The sequence below is a fragment of the Vibrio sp. S234-5 genome (genome assembly GCF_000960595.1).
In the GTDB taxonomy this organism is placed as follows: domain Bacteria; phylum Pseudomonadota; class Gammaproteobacteria; order Enterobacterales; family Vibrionaceae; genus Vibrio.
Map to the genome: position 1 here is coordinate 1 of NZ_JZAM01000177.1, position 18494 is coordinate 18494.

Below are 18494 nucleotides of genomic sequence, written 5' to 3' on the forward strand. Positions count from 1 at the left end.
TAGAGCAATAATGGAAAGGGCCGCGTATTCCAAAGCGATGGTAAAGAAGTGAAGTTGACATTAACTGGCTATTTTTGGCGATATGGTATCAGAAAAGCCATTCAGGTATCGATTTTCCGGATGAACCGGATTATCTGATGGGTGGAGTGGAATAAAAAATACTAGACTTGGATATCAAGCAAAGAGCCGATAACGTCGTTGTTGCGTTCGATAACCGTCGCGCCGACACGATTATAACGTGCAGCTTGGTTGAGCTTCATCAACGCATCTGTGTGATCACCAGAAAAGTTTGCTTTGTCTATTTTTCCCTCGGCGGGTTTGGTTTCTGCATCTACCCGATTAAAAGCAAGGGGATCCGAAGAAGAGGAAGCAGAAGAAGGTAGGCTATTTTTGTTGAGATCAACAGCAGCGTCTTCAGCCATCCGGTTGGATTGCTGAATCATTTGATATCCTGAGTGAATCCCTGAAATCGCCATTGTGCACCTGACTAAAAACTAATCTGTTAATACAAGGGTAGTGCGATTTGACAAATCTGGCAACTATACTTTGGTCTCTTTAGCGTAGGTCTCTTTATGCAAAAAGCCTAGCCAGTGCATCACGCTCTTCTCGGCTTAGAATATCAGTATTGCGTTTTACTAGTGCCAGTTGAATCTCTCCTTGCAAACGTTTTAGCTGCAAAGGAGACAGTTTTTTCAACGCATCGCGAAGTTTTTCAAAATCAGTGCTACTCATGTGTTAACCCTCCGTTTTTCAACGTCCTTTCGGGTAATTGCGCTTTAAGCTAAAGGTATGAGTAGCACTATAATTATTGAACGATGTTTTATTGTCCGAAAAATGTCAGAAAGCGTTTAGGTGAGAGTGAAATTTTTTGCTTTGATTTTCGCCTCACTTTTCGACTCGGATGGCAAATTTATTCGCCAAAGAGTGCAGCTCTGACATCATTCGATAAATAAGGTGAAGCTGTTGCAGTACCATACGCACACTGTTCTCGTCATCCTCACGCCATTCGCTCAGGCGTTTATCGAGCTCTGCTTCATCATTGATGTCCAATTCGCAGGATTCGCTATGGTGGTAAAGTTGTGCTTGCAGTGCATCCAAATGTTGATGAATGACGCGATGCGCATCTAGAACCAGTTGATGTGTGGTTTCATCATCTAAACGCGTGCGATGCGCCCCCAATGCTGAAATGTAGTTGAGCATGGCGTGATTAAGGGTGAGAAAACGAAAACTCTCATCGACCGACGTTTGGTACTTGCCCGGCTCGACCAGCATATTACTGATTGCTGAAGATAAATTTGCATCGCTGTTATGTGCGTTGCGTCTTGCTATCCGATAGGCCAAGCTGTCTTTTTTGCCGATTCGGTATTGACCAATAATTTGCAGCAGATACTGTTTATTCGCTTCCACAGCATCCGCCATCACTTTGTGTAAGCGGCGTGATTGCCAATCGGGTAGAATCCAAACCACAGCCGCAACCGCCAGTGCGCAGCCAATTAGTGTATCAGCAAGTCGTGGGAGAACCACGGCATAACCTTCGCCGAGTTGGTTGAAGCAAAACAGAACCAAGAGGGTGATAAAACCGGTGGCAAACCCATAGTTGTTGATGCGAAATGCAAAAAACAGCACTCCAGATACCACGATAAATACCAGTTGGCTCTCTTGCGAAGGGAAAAAAGTAAGCAAGGGTACGCCAATGAGCAAACCAGCAAACGTGCCTGCCACACGAGCTGTCAGCTTCTGTTTAGTGGCACTGTAGTTGGGCTGGCAGACAAATAAGGTGGTCAGCAAAATCCAGTAGCCGCGCTCAATGCCCATCCCTTGGATGATGCCGTAGCCCGCTGTCAGGGCAATTGCCATGCGAATGGCGTGGCGAAACAGCATCGAATCGCGGTGCATGTTGGCCTGAATCCGTTGCCACATGGCTTTGAGCGTGTGCGGATTGGTGTCATCTAATACCCCTTCTTCTGGTCTTTCTGCGTCCGGGTTATTGATGTTATTGAACTGTTTTTCCACCGTCGCCAAGTTATTAAACAGATAGTTAAGTTGGGCCAGTAACCTGTTCCAAGCAGGATTTTTCTGCACTTGCAAATAGCCTAATGCGTTTTGCAGTTCAGCCAAGGCTAAAATCGACTGCTGACTGTGGGCGTACTCGTTACCAAGGCGCAGCGATTCGGCGATCTCTCGGCATGCATTGGCTTGGCTTTCGAGTAAATATTTGAAACGGAAGAGAACGTCAGAGCGCTCAAACTGCAGTGCCAGATCTTGGTAGCGATAGTGACTTGAACTTACCCGCTCGTGGATGTCCTGAGCAATAAAATAGATGTTAAGGAAGCGATCGCTCGGCCCGTCAATGTGTCCGCGTTTTGAGCGGCTAAGCAGAGTGGTTTTGCAGTTATTTAATGCCGTTACCGTTAGGGCGTTGAGCCTCGCCGCTTCAATTCGCATCGGCTGGGGAGTGAGATTGGTGACCGGATGAAACAGCTTGGCCTTGGCATCCAGGTAATTGGCGAGTTGGCTAAAGACCATGGCCAAACTCTGCTGCACGGGCTGCATTGGCCAAAGGATCTGCCAAATCATCGACATCAGGTAGTACCAAGCGGCTCCTGACAGCAATAGCAGGGGTTGAAACCAGATATTGGTGCTCTCATGTGCGCCCAGCATGGTGTAAATCGCCAGCAGGAGTGAACCAAAAGCGATGCTGGCGTATTTGGGCCCCAGCACACCAAGCATGATGAAAGCAAAGGTAGAGATAAACAGGCCGATAGCGAACAGCCAAGGAGTGGCAAAAAGCAGTTCGATGGAAAAGGCCGCGATGGCAAAACAGACAAACGTGAGGATGAGGGCTTTGATCCGTCCGCTAAAGCTGTCATCGCTCTCTGCCAGCGCAGCAGCAATAACGCCAAGAATTAACGGTGTTATCAAGGTATGTTGTTGATAATACCAAGCGGGAATCACCACCCCCAGCAGCGTCAGTAAGATCAGCACACTGTAATTAATGGTTTTGTTTGCCCAAAAATGGCGAAGCCGGGATCTGAATTTCACACGTATCCTGTGCATCATTGACTAAAACGAAGTGGCTGTCAGTGTAACAGAACAAAGGTCACGAATTATGACCTAGACACAGAAAAAGTTGCAGTTGCTGGAGAATCCACCAATCAGTGCTTTGGCTGCCAGTGTGGGGATGAATGGCTACATTTTCTATTGTCATCATGGTATAACCCGACCAAAGCAAAAATGAGACCGAGAGCAATTTGTCCATGTTATTAACCGCCAATCAGACAGCGCAGTTTTTTATCCAGAATGAGTATCATCATGTCGAATTGAGCGATAACCATCTGCTGCTCGCGTCGGTTGGCAGTGAAGAACATATCCCTTTCACCGTATGGAATGGTCAGGTAAAAGTTCAACGTGGCCTATTTTGGGGAGCGCTGCAATTTTTCGCCCACGAAGTGGATGGCCGTCAACAGAGCTGGCTGGTGCAAGGCTTGCCTTGGCCAGAGTGTCGGCTTTTTGCGCGTCAAGCGGTGAATTGTTATCAAGAGTGGCATAATCAGCAATGTCGCCAGTTGAGCCAGTATCTGCCGCATTGGGAAGAGGAGTTACACCGACTTGAACATCTTCCTGCTTATCTGCCTCATTCGGCATTAGAGGCGTGGGCAAATCAGGTTACCGATCAACTGACAGAGATGAAAATGTCGCTTGAGGAAGCGAAATTGCGTCTTCCTGAACGCGTCGCTCGGCTAGAACAGTGGCTGCGTCACGGCACTGAAAAATTGTTCGAACGCAATCAAGCATGGCTTGAGCGTGAGAGACGCAACTGGGAAGTGCTGTTCAATCAAATTGAGTCCTCGCCATTAAACATCTCACAGCAGTATGCAGTCTTGCTTAATGATGATCACAACCTAGTGCTCGCGGGAGCGGGGTCGGGCAAGACCAGCGTGCTGACTGCTCGGGTTGCGTATTTATTGCAAAGTCATCAGGCGAGGGATGAAGAGATCTTGATGCTGGCTTTTGGCCGGGAGGCGGCAGACGAGCTGCGCCAACGTCTACGGGATAAAATCGGCTTGGCAGCGGAGAAAACCAACGTATCAACCTTTCATCAACTGGGGCTGTCGATTGTCAATCAAGTTGAAGAGACGCCAGTGGACATCTGCCCGATGGCGTTGGATGATAAACTGCGTATGGCTTGGTGTGTCGACTGGCTGAAGAAGCACTGGATGACGCCGACCAATTTCAAACGTTGGCAGAAACATCTCGCTAAATGGCCTATCGCCTATTTAACCGGTGATGATGAACTGGGTAGCCACGTTGAAAACCCAAAGTTGCTCTCTTGGTTGGAGAATCAAGTTTCGCAACTGGCTGCACTCGGTATTGGCAAAAAAGAAGTACAAGAACGGTTGGTGGAGCAGACAGACTACACGCGGCTAAACAGTGAGTTGGCGCTGTGCTGGCCCTGTTACAGTGCTTGGCAGAAGATGCTTAAAGAGAATAACCAAATCGATTTTCCGACCATGATCAGCCGCGCAACCCGCTATGTGGAACAAGGAAAGTTTGTGTCTCCTTGGCGATTTATTATGGTGGATGAGTACCAAGACATCTCGCCAGATCGTCTCGCTCTGGTGGAAGCGTTGAGTCAGCGAAGCAATAAACAGCCTGGTGCATCCTTGTTTGCGGTCGGAGACGACTGGCAAGCCATCTATCAATTTGCGGGAGCGAGTGTCGACCTAACAACGGGTTTTCAAGCGCGCTTTGCTCACTCGACAGTGCACCAGCTCGACACCACCTATCGATTCAACAATATGATTGGGGAAGTGGCCAATCGCTTTATTCAGCAAAATCCTATTCAACTGAAAAAGCAGTTGAACAGCTTCAAGCAACAAAAGCAGAAAGCCGTTTATACCGCGCCAAGTAACACGGTGGAAAAGATCCTTGATCAGTTGAATCGTCAAAGCAAAGGCAATAAATCGGTTTTGTTGCTTGGGCGTAACCATTACCACAAACCCGATCTGTGTGACGATTGGATTAAGCGTTTCACGCAGCTTGATATTCGTTTTATGACCTGCCACGCCAGCAAAGGCAAAGAGGCAGATTACGTGATTATACTGTGCGTCGATGAAGGTCAGTTTCCAGCGAAGAAAAAGCAGTTGCACCTCAACAATGCGCTTACGCTGTCTAGTGATGATTTTGCCTATGCTGACGAGCGCAGGTTGTTCTATGTCGCGTTGACCCGCGCTCGGGAGAAAGTGTGGATCACACACAATGGTTCAGGTTCGGGCTTTGTTCAGGAACTGGTTGAGGAGGCTTACCCTGTGATCAAACAGTCCTGATTTTTATCCTTACCTTTGTTGATAGACACAGGTTGGCGTGTCTGGAATGGTGATGGGCATCACTTCGCCCAGTTGATGGTTGCCAAACAGGAGATCGGCCGAAGAGGGATTGGTGGCAAGTGGAATGTTCCATACCGTTGCCAACCGGAGTAGGGCAATGACGTCAAATTGATGCGGATGCGCGTCGAGCGGATCCCAGAAGAACACCAAAACGTCAATCTCTCCTTCGGTGATTCTCGCGCCGATTTGTTGATCGCCGCCCATAGGGCCACTGCTCAATCTATCAAGGAACAGTGGTGTGTTCATCGATAAATATTGCGCGGTGGTTGAGGTGGCAACAAGTTGATGATTTTGCAATGCACTGAGATTTCGCTGAACCCACATTAGCAGGTCGTGTTTCATTCCATCATGAGCGACAAGCGCAATACGTTTCTTTGATGGAAGTGTTCTGGTTATCTTTTTCATTATTGGTCCTTTCCTAGCCAAAGCGATAATATGAAAATAATCGCTTAATGCTCATCTTAAGACGTCGTTGATAGGCTTGTTAACTAAATAAAGATAATTTGTTGCAGATGTTTGATGCGCGCACGTTTCCGAGCTGTATTTTTGGGGCCTTAACTCTAAATCATTCAGCAAAAAAAAGCTGCCGTGATGGCAGCTTAGAGTGTGAGTTTCTTCGCTCAGGTTCGTTCGGCGAGGTAAGCCTGATAATCAGGGATCTCAATATCCACCTCTTGCTCCAGCAAAGGCGAAGCGAAGAGAAACTTAGCCGTTGCACGGTTGGTAGCAACGGGAATGTTCCATACGCTGGCAATGCGCAGCAAAGCCTTGACATCAGGATCATGAGGTACAGCGTTCAGTGGATCCCAGAAGAAAATTAGCATGTCTATTTTCCCTTCAGAAATCAGCGCACCAAGCTGTTGGTCGCCGCCCATAGGTCCACTGATCATGCTCTTGATCGCCAATCCTGTCTCTTTGCTCAACATAAAACCTGTGGTTCCAGTGGCATAAAGAAAGTGGCGTTGCAGCTTTTCTTTGTTTTCTTTTACCCAGCGCAGCAGCTCTGGTTTGTAGTTATCATGCGCAACTAATGCGATATGTTTGTGCGCAGGCATGGTACGAGTTGTTTTTTGCATCAAAGTTTTCCGTTTGAATGACCATATTCGGTTTGCCCTTATTAAGCATAACTTAAGGTTGGGATTCAACTGCTTTAACGTGAAAAGTCGGCCTGTATGCGGATGGTGATAAAGAGTCTTCAATAGTTGAGATCTCAAGCGTGTCGGGCGTTAACGGTTGAATATCAGGGCTTAACGTTTGCTCATAAGGGGCGCTGCGCAAAAATCGCACCGCTTGCTCAACGGATAAGCGACCCTGCTTGACCATTTGGTCGGTCGGGGCGAATTCCACTTTGTGGCGCAGTAAACCGCGATAAACGCCGTGACTCAAATAGGTCGACACCAGCCCTATCTGTTGTGACTTCCCGCTGATGCGCAGCTCACTGATGGCCGCTTCAATCGCGACTGCGCTACCGACTATGTAATCAACCGTTTGTGTCTCAATCACTTGTTGCACTAAGTTACGTTGTAATTCTTTGTCATTGTCGGCAGAAAGATGAACCACCACCTTAACATCACTGTCTTGAATGGCGGCGTTGAAGCCTTGTGCGACGGGTTTGGTTCCTCCTCGGTTACTTGGGCCAAGTAACAGCGCGGTTTGAACCACACCACTGCCGGCAGGATGTTTTGTTGCCAAATAGCGCCCAGCCTGATATCCCATCCAATACCAATCAACACCAACGCTGCCTTTTAGCTGAGGGCGCTGATGCTCATCGAGCACCAGTTGATTGACGGTGGCGAAAACAGGCACCTCGCCACTCCAGCGTTGCAAATCATCGTAGAATGCGTGCGAGTCGACCGTGCCGAGCAAAATAGCCTGTGCGCCCCATTGACGACATTGCTGAAGTTGTTGCTGCTGTTTAGTGACATTGGGGTAGCCGCCGGCTTCCAAAACGCGCAGCTCTACATTCAGTCTTTGCGCCGCCAAAACCATGCCGTAGTTGACCGATAGCCAATAGGAATCTTTCAGGTGCGGATAGATGGCGCATAGCTTCTCGCTGGCAATGGCAGTGGAGGAAGTGAGAGTGGCGAAGAAAAGTAAGCCGATAGAGCTTAATGTCGAACAAAGTGGGTTGGTTTTTAACATGCAGCAAGGTCAATGTCAGTGGATTGCGGTAACTTTGCAGAATATAGCGTATTCTTTACCGCTTACCCAGTCGATTCAGCCATAGGTATCTTAAGTATGTTACTTGCCACAGCCAGCATTGGCCGCAAATTGCTGCTCTCGTTTATTGCTTTGGCGATGTTAGTGATGATCTCTGCATTGATTGGCGTATTGGGGTTCTCTTTGGTGGCGAAAACTGAGCGTAATGTTGTCGATACCGCCATTCCTGCAATGATAGAGGCGCGTCAAGTCTCCGAACTCAGCTCACGCATTATTGCCTCGGTACAAACCTTGTCGAACGCCAAAAATGAGCCCGAGCGTCAAGCGGCAGGCAAAGTCGTGTTTACCCAGTTAGATAAGTTGTTTTCACATATCAAGACGCTCGGCAGTAGTGGCTCGTTTGACCCTGACTTGCTTTTGCGTCTGGAAGTGAACGTGCAGCAGGTTATTGATAACTTGGCGCAGCTCGGTCTATCTGTCGAGAGAAGACTCAAGTTGGCCTCTGAGATCGCAGCGCAAACCGCTCAAATGCGTTTACTCAGTAACGAACTGGAGCAACTGACGCGCACGCAAGTGCTCAATACCAGTACGATAGCCGTTGCCAACATTACCCATCTCTATGATCTGCTTTCTGCGCGGGATCGCGAACCAATCATTCAAGCGCTGGATGCGTTTGTTGAGGTGGATCTCGATCTTGGCGAGCGTCTGCATGAACTGCATTTGCTGGCGTTTCGTATGCTCAATCAGATTGAAGAAGCGCGCACCTTGACCAACGCACAACGTATTGATGAGGTCAGCCGTGAGTTTGCCGCCAATCTCAAGGTGATGCAGCGACGAGTCACGGCGGTGGAAGATCCCACGCGTTCGGCGCAGATGGCGCAGCTATTAGAGCAACTGGCCGAGCGGAAACATGTCTTCTCTCTGCTTTCCCAACAAGAGGAAAATAATCAACAGTCGCAAGCGCTGATGCTGGCAACGTTGGATCTGTTTACCCAGCTAAACAGCACCGTTAACCGCTTGGTCGATGCCTCCAGCCAAGCGACGAGCGAAGCGGCGCAAGCGCTCACGCAAACGTTGGATTTTGCCCGAACTTTACTGACGATCATTTCGTTGTTGGGTTTCGCGATTGTTGTGCTGATCGTTTGGCGTGTGGTGTATGTGTCGGTGGTCAAACGTTTAACCGAGTACTCTGCTGCGCTGCTTGCCGTCGCTCAAGGGGATCTGGATGTTTCACTGCAAGTTCAAGGGCAGGATGAACTGGCGCAAATGGGGCGCGCGATCATTAAAGCGCGTGATACCGCTCAAGCATTGAAAATTGTGGCGGAAGGTGAAGCGCAGGTCAAATGCGAACTGCAAGAACACAAAGCGCATCTCGAAAAAGTGGTGACGGAGCGCACGGGTCAGTTGCAGCTCACCAATGAAAAACTCAATAATGAGGTGCTCAATCACGCGAAAGCGCGTATTGAAGCCGAACAGGCAAATCGCGCTAAGTCGGCTTTTTTGGCGACCATGAGCCATGAGATACGTACACCGATGAATGGTGTTTTAGGCACAACGCGACTGCTCATCGATTCAGGGCTCAATGCTACTCAACGGTACTACGCGGATATCATTGAGCGCAGCGGGCATAATTTGCTCTCCATTCTCAATGACGTGCTCGACTATTCGAAAATTGAGGCGGGGCATTTACCAATCCGTCTTGCGCCTTTTGATTTGCCGCGATTGGTGCAAGATAGTTTTCAATTGATGAAAAGCCGAGCGAAAGAGAAGCAACTGGTGTTTGATTATCACCTTGAATCTGATTTAAGCCACTACTGGCTCGGTGATGTGACCCGCTTAGGGCAAGTGTTAAATAACTTAGTTAGCAATGCGATCAAATTTACCACCGACGGTGACGTGGATATTTACGTCTGCCGCGATCCTGAAGATGAGAAGCGAGTGCTGTTTGAAGTGAGCGATAGCGGTGTTGGGATCGCTCCAACTGAACTGGCGAGATTATTTGATGCTTTTACACAGGTTGGAGAAGGGCATTCTCATGTTGGCGGAACCGGTTTAGGGCTGGCGATCAGTAAGCGATTGGTCGAAGCGATGGGCGGCGAGATCGGCGTCGAATCTGAGCCAAACGTTGGCAGTCGGTTCTGGTTCAGTGTGCCGCTCGAAAGCACCGAGGTGCCGGAAGAAAGTGAAGCTCTTGCCCAGCCATGTGTGAGCACTGTGTCGGCGACGATTCTTCTGGTTGAAGACAATCCTGTGAATCGCTTGGTCGCGGAGGGTTTTCTGCACAGCTTGGGCCATCAGGTATGGGTGGCAAAAAATGGATCAGAGGCAGAAGCGCTCGCGCGGCAACACGCTTTTGATCTTGCCCTGATTGACATTAATCTTCCGGATTGCAACGGCTGTGATCTTATACAGCGTCTCAAAAGACAAGAAGGCAGCTTGAATTGCAACACGCCGATGGTGGCCGTTTCTGCGCATGTTTTTGATGAGGAGGTCGCGCAGTATCTCGCGGCTGGCTTTGATGGCTATCTGGCAAAACCGTTGCAAAAAGAAGCGTTGGAGGAAGAAGTACAATATTGGCTTTGCCAGCCCAATGAGCCGAAAAACCAGTCAGCTAGCGAGGTCATCTCTTTGCTTGATAGAGAAAGTGAATTGCTGAACGTCGAGCTGCTTAACGCGGATCTGCATATTCTTGGGCAAGAAAAGATGGTGCAAATTGTTACCCTATTTACCCAAAGTAGCCAAGAAATCGCGGCTCAAATGGCACAGGCATCGGTTGCAGGCGATGGCGAAAAAATAAAGAATTTAGCCCACAAGCTCAAAGGCAGCGCAGGCAGTTTAGGTCTCACCAGCCTGATGACGCTTTGTCAACAAATTGAAGCCGACATTTCGCCTTTGCAAGCCTATCGAACAGAGCAGCAGACATTGGACACCGTGCTTATTGACAGCATAAGGGCGCTAAATGCACAGCTTGGCCTTTAAAAAAACCTCCGCACAAAGCGGAGGTTTTTAGCGTTATCGGGCAGAGTTTAACGCCAATCGTCATCACGGTTTACGCTACTTTCCAGCGTATTTAGGTCGTCGTCGAATGGGTGTTCGATACGGCCCCGCAATGCATCCAACTGGTTTTCCAGCATATTGACGGTCTCATAATCTCCTTCGGAACAGGCGACGTAAATTCGCTGTTCCAGAGCTTCGATACGATCCCGGATACTCATGGGAACCTCCCTGACTCGATTGCTTCATCGGTTTTCAAAACGATTATAGTCGAGTAAACCAAATTCGATCGGTTGATCGTTACGATACCATTGATGCACTTTGTCACTGGTCGGCCAAAATTGCGTCGAACTACGGCGAATAGCGAATTTATCCAATAACTTAAGGTAATCTTCTTCGCTACGTATCGATTTCAATGATCGGACGAAATCGACGATTTGTGCTTCGTTGATGACAAAAAATGCCGCAGGGTAACTGCCTAGCACACCGCGCACGATAGTGAGATCATCATTTGCGGGATCGCGGTTTTTATCTTCGCTAAATAAGCTAGAGATGTTCACGTGAGCGTTATTTTTCAGCAAGGTAAACAGTTGTTCTTTGCCTGAGTGCGATGTCACCATCAACATACTGATTTGTGCAACTGGCCCTAGCGCTTCGCCTTTGACCTGATTGAGCGAGTTCAGTAAAGCTTCGTGACTCTTGCTAAGCCCAGTATCGACGATCTCATAGCGGTCATTGAGTACCGCACTCACTTGATTGCGCAAAATATCGTACAGTTCGGACTTAGGATCGTCGGTATGGTAGACCAGGCTCGTCGGTTGGTTAAAAGGCGTGATGTTGCGTTGTAGGAAATCACTCAGTTGTGGGCTTTGTTGTTGATACCAACTTGAGTGCTCAACATGACGCATCTGTGCAGGTAACAAAGCAATAAAGTTGCTTTCGCCTTCCAAACGCAAGAAGTCCATAAACATTCGAGTCATCAGTTGGTGACCGAAGTTGCCATACACATCGAACCCTGCGACTAAAAGGTAGTGGATGCGCTCCAGCAGCGCGTAATCGAGCACCCAAGCCGTTTTCGGTTTTTCACCGACTAATCCCTGTACCACGGATGCACTGTCGAAATGGCGAAACACCGTTAAAGCAGCGTTGGCGTTTTCTCCATTGCCGTCCCAAATGATCTCGGTGGTCAAGTGAGTGCCATTTTTGAACCAATGATTGATGAACTCCGATTTTGCTTCTAAATAACGAGCTTGCTGCACCGAGTACTTGACCCAGTTTGTTACGGGAAGCGCATTGCTTTCCAGCTCTGCGGGTAGTTTTAGATTGTCTGCCTGCGAGTGATAGAACTCATTGACTTGTGGCATGTCCGCTTTATCAGGATCAAGGAAGAATACCCAAAAGCGGTCATTGATGACATTCAGGGCTAACTGACCACGGCAGACTGGGCCTTTGATGTAGGCCATAATGGTATTTTGCGCGTTGTCTAACATGAACTTAAAGCGCGATTTTACCGGCAGATCGATAAAGGCGGTCATGGGATTGGCGGCCACATCGGGATCATAGCTAGGCAACTGTGCGACGTGGTAATCGGCGTCAATAAACCACGCTTTCCAGTCTGAAATTCGCTTGCTGTTTAAAGCAAATGGCATGTGGGTTTTGTCCACAATCGCCCCTTGCTCTGGGATGATACGGTAGTAGACGCGCTCTACGCCAGGATCGTCGTAGGGACGTCGTGTCGCGATGCGTTTCACAGGCTCTCCGGGAGGGGTGGATGAACGCACTAAGGTAAAGAAACGTGGTGCGCCCTCAAGCTCAGAGAAATAGAGGTGCGAGAGAAACAGGTGTTCGTAAATGTATCGTGCAGCGAGTTGGTTTTTAGGTGAATGTTGGTTGAGCAACTGCTCATAGCGCGAGATCTCGCCAGCGTGCGCGTTGCTAAGAGGGAGTGGTTCGTTCATGATGGCGCCATTCTCAAGCCATGCCATCAAAGTCTGGTACTCATCTGCCGACAGGTTTGGCATGCCAAAGGGCATCCCCCAAGTGGGGTGATCTTTTTCGTACTGAGCGTATTCTTCGATTGTCGGGCAGGTTTGTTCTCGATCAATCGAAAAATCAAACCCGGTTAACTGGTCTTGCTGCGGCAAAGGGTGGCGTTCTTTTTGCTGCAATAGACGGGCGACCAAGCCTGCTTCAAGGTTGGCGACGCCCGTTTGCTCACGTTCATTCAATACTGGATGGAAGCTGCCTTCGCGCCACTGCTGCGTGGTTTCGGCATCCTCAAATAAGCGAGTCGGCGCCGAGGCAGTTAATCGAGTTCCTTGATAAACCAGTGCCTTGCTAGCCCCTCTATCGATGCCCTCAACAGAAGAAAGTTTTAGCTGACAAGGGGCATCGTAGCAGGCGTGGCAAACGACGCAGCGATTATCCAAGATCGGTTTGACTTGCTGGAGGAAAAAATCGGCTGGCACGGAGGCGTTCGGGGCGATGCGCTCTCTGACCTCGGCTTTGCCAAATAACTGGTCATAGTTAAGACCAGCATAAGTGGCACAACCTGCAAACAGGGTGGTGAAAAATAGTAGGAGAAATGTCCGTAATTTCATTTGTTTATTCTGGAAAAATGACATAACCACAATTAAAGCAGATGCCGCGCCTGACAACAAATTAAACGCCGTGGATACTCACATCACGCTGAGGGATGGATTGACAAAACAGAAGACATATTGGATTTTAATAATCAGCTCAACAGCAGGGGTTAACCAGTTTCATTTTAGTCATCGACTGGGATAAAAATTGTGGTCAAATCCCTGTACCTATGAGACTTTTTTACCTAAGTTCGAGCAAGTTAACTTATTTACTATTCACTTGTTTTCTTATTGTAAACAAGTGGGTACGCCCTTAGTGTGTCGAACTCGTAGAGAAAAATGGGCGAAAATTATGCAATTAGCTCAAAAGTGTGATTCAGTTAGGACTTTGGAAACAATATTCTCAACAGGATTGATATACAATGATTTTTCAGATGACCGTTTCAAATAAAAAATTAGGTCGCCTGGATCTCTTCTCCATGCAGATGCGGGTCTGTGTACGAGTTGGGGTGTTTTAGTTTAACGAGGGGTCATCTCCTCGTTTTGTGCGTACAGAATGTAACGTTATTTGAGCAGGGAACTATGATCAAACGTCCAATCCCAGCGCTTTTGCTTGCGCTAAGTTTTTCCTGGACATCTTCGGCGATGGCAGAAGATGTGATTCAGGCCGATCCTGTTTCAGCGGTTGATGAAAAACTGGATATCAAACAGCAGGAAATCAAAGCTCTTGAAGAGCAATACGTTGTCGAGAGCAGCCAACTAAAGGGGCTGAAGAATGACAATGTTCGCATTCAAAGAGAAGGGGAAGAGCTAGAAGCGAAGCGCAATCGCGCCAAAGCGGCCCTAGACAAACAGTATGCTCGCCTGCTTGAAGATCCTGATACAGATTTGGTCTCTTTCCAAAAGAAATATCAAGAATCTTGGGAAGCGGTGAAACAGAACCAATCTGAGAAGTTGAAAAGTGAGCAGAACATTGTTGAGAGCGAATCACGCCTTTCTCAACAAAAGCAAAAACTTGCTCGCTTAAATAGCGAATACACCAATTTACAGGAAGCCAGAGTTGAAGCCCGCGTTAAACGTCTGGAAGCCGAATTGCGTGAAAGCTCAGTGCTGGAAACACGCTACACAGCAACCTGTTCTTCAACCATGACGATTGGTGAGTGTATCGGCCAAAGTAAGTATCTGACTAAGCAGAAAGCGGTAAACACGTTTAAAGACAAACTTTTAGACCGCTTAACTGAGTCAGCGTTAGCCAAGCAGAACCTACAAGGTGTACAACTGAATATTCATGTGCAGGAAAGTCAAACAATAGAAAGTGGCTTTTCCGGCAACGGTGCTTACACCACGCACATTCAGGCGCAGTTACAGGCCAAGCCAGATCCATCCGCTGCTTGCCAGTTATTGGCAGTGTCGAGTCGTTACTGTTTGTCAAATAGTAGTAGTCACACTTCTACAAAACAAGAGAAGAAAGACTGGGTAACGGTGACGGTTCGCTCTGATCAGTACAATGATGCGGTGACCATCAATGGGGTAAGCTACGGCAGTACCCCTGTCGAGTTATTGCTGCCTAAAGGTAAACATCGCTTCACGGTCTCGAAGCCGGGGTATCAAACCTATAACCGCGAAATCTATATTGGTGGAACCGATACGGTTTGGGTTAAGCTGGTAGAAGACAAGCAGGGTTAACCCCTGCTTTTGCTTTTTTCGTTGCACGGCTGTTTCTGGTGGAATGGCGTTTTGTTGTGGTCTTATTGAAGTATTTATCATGCGTTTAGTTTTATCTGCACTGACTCTGGCGATCATGCCCATGGTCTCTGGCACTCCTGCAATGGCTCAAGAAGAAACCGTTTCTGTTATTGCCGTTGAAGATGCGCTGTTCTCACAAAACACGCTGCTTAATGAAGCAGAAAAGAAGATATTTTCTAAGCAAAATGAGCTGAATAATCAGCAAGAACAAACGAGTCGACTCGAAGCGCAGGGAAAAGAGCTGAGCTCACGCTTGCAAAATGCGAAAGCGCAACTTGCCAAAGATTACGCACGTATTAGTGATGAACCAGATTTTGATCTGGCACCGTCGCAAAATGCGTATCAAGCCGCTTGGGCCAAGGTGAAACAGAACCAGCAGCAGCGATTGGAGTCTCAGCAGCAGGAAGAGACCTTTACCGCCGAGCTACAAGCACTTAAAGCGGAAAAACTCGCTATCGAGCAAAAAATTGCCAATTTGAAAGAAGATCGCCAGCGCGCTCGTGTGGCAACCATTCGCAGTGAAATCAGCCAAAAAGGCGAGCAGACGGTGGCTTACGTCAACAGTTGTAAAACCGATATGACGCTAGAACAATGTGCTAAGCAAACCAACACATTAGCGCTGCAAAAAGCGGTCAGACAGTATCAAAGTGCGCTACTTGAAGGAACAACGGAATCTAAGTTGGCCAAACAGAATCAAGCGCAAGCCACGTTGAATATTCATGTGTTGCAACAGCAGGTGTCGAAAGCGGAGTTCCTTGGTGAAAACCAATATAGTTCGGTGCTTAAAGTAACGTTAAACGCCAGACCAGCAGAAAATGCGCCGTGTAAACTGCTCGATATTGACTCCAAATACTGTTTTGCGCCCAGCCAAGCGTCTGAGCCGGAAAAAATCAAGGAAACCGCCTGGCATTCAGTGGTGATTCGCTCAAATCAATACGATGATCGATTGATCATCGATGGTGTGCGTTACGGTTCGACGCCAGCTGAAGTGATGCTGCCTGTTGGTCAGCATCATATTCAAATCGAGAAAGAGGGCTATGTTGCTTTTGATCAGTTGGTGGTGATTAATGGCGATCAAACGTTGCGCGCTGAGTTAGTAGCAAAGCAAAACGTGGCGAAGCCGGGAGAAACCTTTGCGGATAATATCGGTAAGCACTCGGCTGCACCTGAGATGGTGGTGGTGACACAAGGCACTTATATGATCGGTGAGCGAGCAGGCAAACAAGTCAAACTCTCACGGGGTTTCTCGATTAGCACAACGCCAGTCACGGTGGCGCAATTTCGCGCTTTTGTAGACCAAACCAATTACCAGACCGATGCGGAGTTACAAAAAGTCTGCACGCGAATTGAGCAAGCGGCGATTACTCCTGTCGCCAATAAATATTGGCGCGACCCTGGTTTTAGTCAGCAGGACAACTCTCCGGTGGTGTGTGTGAGCCAAAATGACGCCCAAGCGTATGTCAATTGGTTGTCAGATAAAACGGGCTATTTCTACCGCTTACCGAGCGAAGATGAATGGGAAATCGCGGCTCGTGGAGGTTCAGAAAAAGCGTACTGGTGGGGGGAAGCATTTGGGGTTGGTCAAGCGAATACTGGCTGGGGCGGTACGCCTTGGTCTAACAATAGCTCGTCACCAGTGAAAAGCTTCGCGCCAAACGCTTTTGGTCTTTACGATGTGATTGGCAACGTTTGGGAATGGACGTCCGATACGAAAGGACTCTTAAAAGGCGGAGCGTGGAGCTTCTCTCCAGAAAAAGCCAAAGCCGAATCTCAATTGTTTATCGCTCCTTCCTCAGCCGCTAACTTTTCCGGATTCCGGGTGGTGAGACAGCTTTAAAAACAACAGAAGCTCTGCCAATTGAGCAGGGCTTCTTTTATTGATTCACATAGCAAACAGAAAAGGGCACGTTTAAACGTTGAAACTCGTTTATCCATCGCCACTGATTGTCTTGCAGTTTATCCCCAGGCCCTTTGACTTCGATCCACTCGAACCGCCCATCTTTAAATGCCACTAAGTCGGGCATGCCATTGCGATACAGTTTTAGGTCACTCAGTTGAATGCAAAAAAGCTCGTACAGCATCGCTGCTGGAAGGCTCTTTGTTGCCTGTTGTAGAAGCTCGTGACTGAACACACTCCAGTTGACTAGTGGATTAGCGATACCAAGTTTGTGCTCATAAGTGGTAAAAAGAGCCGAAAAATCGCCATTTTTTATCTGTTCGAGCGCCTTATCAATCAGAACTTGGCGCTTGCTGACAAAATCAGCGTGGTAGAGATCCAGCGGGCGATGTTGATAGGGGTTGATAAATGCGCCCTCAATGGGAGCGAAAATCGCAGGCCACAGTGTCAAACCGAGCAGACCGTTAAGCAGAGCATTTTCCATGTAAAACACCGTCCAACCTTGATCTTCAAAATAACTTTTGACCGCCAATTCTACCCGCTGCTGGGATAGATTCAGTTCAAGGCGATGTTCTTGAAACGTAGGTTTCACCTTCCTAGCGATTTTTAAACCTTGTTTACGTTTTACTCGCTGCATTAACTTTTCAGCAATTTCTAGCTCAGAGATATCAATGGGCTGCTCTAGCATCTTGGTGACAATGTCACTAAAGGCCTCATTCTGTTCTTGCTTGTCGTAAATCCTCGCCTGGCGTTCTCTGCTTGGTGGTAATAAGGAGTGCTTAAACAGTGACAACGCGAGATCAAGTTCACCCAAGCGCTCATAATCCCGGGCAATGTCGTTGAGTAAGTGTTGCCGTTTTCGTTCTACGTAGTGATGTTGAACAGGTTCTGGTAGTGCTGCCAGCAACAAATCCAGATTGGCCTTCCGTTTACGATCGCTCTGCCCGTAGAGATTGGCGAGTTGGCTGAGCTCGATTAAGCGATCGATTTGCTCTCGATGTTCGAAGAAACGTCTCTGCTCACTGAGCTGATACTGTTCAAATTGATGCAATCCCAAATCATCCAGCACAAATTGGGTCAGATCTTGATGGGAGTTGGCGAAGAAAAGCGTAAGCAAGACATCGATCATCTGGGCGGCATTGAGCTTAATGATTGAAAAACTCAGTAAGTTAAACGCATGAAACTCACCTTCTTCCAGCTTTTCCACGAGTGCTTGTTTACTCAAAGCTCGTGGAAGTGCAGGGTAGAGAGTGAGCAGTTCCGGTTTGGTCAATAAGTGGGCGGCCAGTTCTTGATGGCTAACTTTGGGGTTTAACTCGATCAATGTGGCTTGGTTTAGTTCATCTAAAGCTTGCGCAATATCGGGAATTTCTGCGTAGTTCAGTTTATCGCTACGAAACCAACAGCCTTTGCGACTGTATAGACGAACAAGTAGACATTGAGCGGGTTTGCTGAGTTGCTCAAATCGCGTATGCCAATCTAACTCCTCTTTAGTGAGTAAATCGGAATACCAGTGAATGGCGTGGTGAGTCAATTTACAAAAGTTTCCCAGATAGTAATCTGGGGCAAGTTCGATGCTGCTGTCCATAAGTCATTTAAATGGTTCATCCGGAAAATCGATACCTGAATGGCTTTTCTGATACCATATCGCCAAAAATAGCCAGTTAATGTCAACTTCACTTCTTTACCATCGCTTTGGAATACGCGGCCCTTTCCATTATTGCTCTA

The 18494-nt window shown here is 47.9% G+C and carries 13 protein-coding genes; 4 read left to right on the plus strand and 9 right to left on the minus strand.

Features of this window, described 5'->3' with window-relative positions:
* Positions 1-161: 161 nt before the first annotated feature.
* The 3 genes from UF06_RS08075 to yccS all read right to left on the minus strand — a co-directional run bounded on the left by UF06_RS08075 (position 162) and on the right by yccS (position 3042).
* On the minus strand, positions 162-476 hold the full coding sequence (locus tag UF06_RS08075; RefSeq protein ID WP_045569990.1) for a hypothetical protein: 315 nt from the start codon (positions 474-476) through the stop codon (positions 162-164).
* Between the two features lie 94 nt (positions 477-570).
* Positions 571-732, minus strand: a complete 162-nt coding sequence (locus UF06_RS26810) for a hypothetical protein (protein ID WP_167520827.1) — start codon at positions 730-732, stop codon at positions 571-573.
* 153 nt (positions 733-885) lie between these two features.
* Positions 886-3042, minus strand: a complete 2157-nt coding sequence (gene yccS, locus UF06_RS08080; protein ID WP_139046302.1) for a YccS family putative transporter — start codon at positions 3040-3042, stop codon at positions 886-888.
* A gap of 215 nt (positions 3043-3257) precedes the next feature.
* Here yccS and helD point away from each other — a divergent pair, with 215 nt between their 5' ends.
* A complete protein-coding gene (gene helD, locus UF06_RS08085) occupies positions 3258-5327 on the plus strand; it encodes a DNA helicase IV (protein ID WP_045569992.1) in 2070 nt (689 codons plus the stop codon).
* 9 nt (positions 5328-5336) lie between these two features.
* Here the strand turns inward: helD and UF06_RS08090 are convergent, their stop codons facing one another.
* From UF06_RS08090 to torT, 3 genes are all read right to left on the minus strand, one after another.
* Positions 5337-5792 (minus strand): methylglyoxal synthase, encoded by a 456-nt coding sequence (locus UF06_RS08090; RefSeq protein WP_045569993.1) that lies wholly within the window; start codon positions 5790-5792, stop codon positions 5337-5339.
* Positions 5793-6007: 215 nt separating this feature from the next.
* Positions 6008-6463, minus strand: coding sequence for a methylglyoxal synthase (locus tag UF06_RS08095; RefSeq protein WP_045569994.1), 456 nt, complete (start codon positions 6461-6463; stop codon positions 6008-6010).
* 52 nt (positions 6464-6515) lie between these two features.
* A complete protein-coding gene (gene torT / locus UF06_RS08100; RefSeq protein WP_045569995.1) occupies positions 6516-7529 on the minus strand; it encodes a TMAO reductase system periplasmic protein TorT in 1014 nt (337 codons plus the stop codon).
* 96 nt (positions 7530-7625) lie between these two features.
* Between torT and torS the strand changes: the two genes are divergently transcribed.
* The gene (gene torS / locus UF06_RS08105) at positions 7626-10526 is read left to right on the plus strand and encodes a TMAO reductase system sensor histidine kinase/response regulator TorS (RefSeq protein WP_045570001.1); all 2901 of its coding nucleotides are present in this window, start codon (positions 7626-7628) and stop codon (positions 10524-10526) included.
* A gap of 47 nt (positions 10527-10573) precedes the next feature.
* On the opposite strand, the gene UF06_RS08110 is transcribed toward torS, so the two are convergent.
* Both UF06_RS08110 and UF06_RS08115 read right to left on the minus strand, forming a co-directional pair.
* Positions 10574-10762: a hypothetical protein gene (locus UF06_RS08110; protein WP_045569996.1), complete on the minus strand. Its 189-nt coding sequence runs from the start codon at positions 10760-10762 to the stop codon at positions 10574-10576.
* A gap of 24 nt (positions 10763-10786) precedes the next feature.
* Positions 10787-13141: a fatty acid cis/trans isomerase gene (locus UF06_RS08115; RefSeq protein WP_045569997.1), complete on the minus strand. Its 2355-nt coding sequence runs from the start codon at positions 13139-13141 to the stop codon at positions 10787-10789.
* A gap of 564 nt (positions 13142-13705) precedes the next feature.
* Between UF06_RS08115 and UF06_RS08120 the strand changes: the two genes are divergently transcribed.
* Together UF06_RS08120 and UF06_RS08125 are read left to right on the plus strand one after the other, a co-directional pair.
* Positions 13706-14809: a PEGA domain-containing protein gene (locus UF06_RS08120; protein WP_045569998.1), complete on the plus strand. Its 1104-nt coding sequence runs from the start codon at positions 13706-13708 to the stop codon at positions 14807-14809.
* A gap of 79 nt (positions 14810-14888) precedes the next feature.
* Complete coding sequence (locus UF06_RS08125) at positions 14889-16706, plus strand: formylglycine-generating enzyme family protein (RefSeq protein WP_045569999.1); 1818 nt, start codon at positions 14889-14891, stop codon at positions 16704-16706.
* Between the two features lie 37 nt (positions 16707-16743).
* Here UF06_RS08125 and UF06_RS08130 read toward each other — a convergent pair whose 3' ends face one another.
* Positions 16744-18354: a VRR-NUC domain-containing protein gene (locus UF06_RS08130; protein WP_045570000.1), complete on the minus strand. Its 1611-nt coding sequence runs from the start codon at positions 18352-18354 to the stop codon at positions 16744-16746.
* Positions 18355-18494 lie beyond the last annotated feature (140 nt).